This window comes from Paenibacillus typhae, assembly GCF_900099765.1.
Classification (GTDB): Bacteria; Bacillota; Bacilli; order Paenibacillales; family Paenibacillaceae; genus Paenibacillus_AQ; species Paenibacillus_AQ typhae.
This window is the reverse complement of sequence record NZ_FNDX01000090.1, coordinates 1-1,244: the sequence shown is the minus strand read 5'-3', so window position 1 is coordinate 1,244 and position 1,244 is coordinate 1. Positions and strand designations below refer to the sequence as shown.

The window sequence follows — 1,244 nt, the reverse complement described above, 5'->3', positions numbered from 1 at the left end:
CATGAATGACGAACATCGGAAAGCCGTATGAGGGAAAACCTCACGTACGGTTTGATGAGGAGGGGCTGGTTTAAACCCAGCCCTTTACTCTAGTACCGAAGGAAGTTCATTAGAGAAGATACCAATCCGGGGGTAAACTGGAGTATTGGGGCCAATGTCTGCTAGAATAGGGGTATCTGCATTTATGAAGCTGGCATTATACATATTTAAAGGAGAAATGAATGTGAACGAGAAGCTGAAGCAGGCCTATGAACGGTTAGGTTTATCTGAAAACGTATCCAGGGAAGAGATCAATAAACGCTTCGACCTGCTGCTCAAACGGCGGAAATCGAAAGCTAAGGATGAGGAGCGTTCGGCTCCGGAGGAGGATTTTCAGGCGTTCAAGTTTATTCTGGACACGCTGGACAAGCAGGAGATTGAGGAAGCCGAGCAGCAGCGGCTGGCCAAATACGGCAAATTCTCCGGTACGGCCAGCAAATGGGAACGCTTCTTCCGCCTGTACCGGACGCATGTCATCGTATCGGTAATCGCGGTCATTGTGCTTGCTGTTGCCGGGAATGCTATTTATAACAACGTGCAGCACCGGAAGTACCTGGCTTCCCTGCCGCCGCTTGATGCCAAGATCATGTTCCTGGGCAATTTCGGTGTGCAGGACCCCGACGGCCAGACAGCTGATCTGGATGCAGCGATTATCGCCCAGTACCCGGAATGGAAGAGGGTCGAGAGTAACATGATTTATCTGCCCAGAACCGGTGAAGGCGCAGACTCCTTCGATATGAACTATATGCAAAAAGCTGTTGTAGAGCTGGCAGCGAACCATCCTGATATTATCATCCTTGATGAAGCGACACTGGAATGGATCGGCGGACAGGACGGCTTCCAGGATCTGAGTGCCATTGTAGAAAGCGGGAGCGTGGACAAGGATGACCCCCGCCTGAAATGGGGAACCAATCCGGAGAGCGGGAAGGAAGAGCTGTATGGCGTGGATATTACGGATTCAGCCTTTGTAGCAGCATTGCCGGTTAACAAGGCTGAGGATGAGAATATGATTATTGGAGTCCTGGGAGTAGATGAAGCCAAGGATAAAGCCATTCCGTTCATTGAGCATATTGCCGGCGGAAAATAATAAGCTTCGAAAAAACCGTGTACTGGTCATACCCCTGTCAAGTAGACAGATAAAAAAAGCTAAGCAGCCAGCGCGTGCCGATACTCAATTGGTGCGCGCTGTTTGAGTTTCGCCTGGA

1 protein-coding gene is annotated in these 1,244 nt (G+C 50.2%); it reads left to right on the top strand.

Annotation, left to right across the window (positions count from 1 at the left end; translation table 11 throughout):
• The first annotated feature begins 184 nt into the window (after positions 1-184).
• Positions 185-1,126, top strand: a complete 942-nt coding sequence (locus BLR64_RS29905) for a hypothetical protein (protein WP_090720366.1) — start codon at positions 185-187, stop codon at positions 1,124-1,126.
• The last annotated feature ends 118 nt before the right edge of the window (positions 1,127-1,244 follow it).

Coding starts and splice junctions, on each gene's coding strand:
- BLR64_RS29905 (WP_090720366.1), top strand. CDS start 185: ATGAAGCTGGCATTATACATATTTAAAGGAGAAATGAATGTGAACGAG.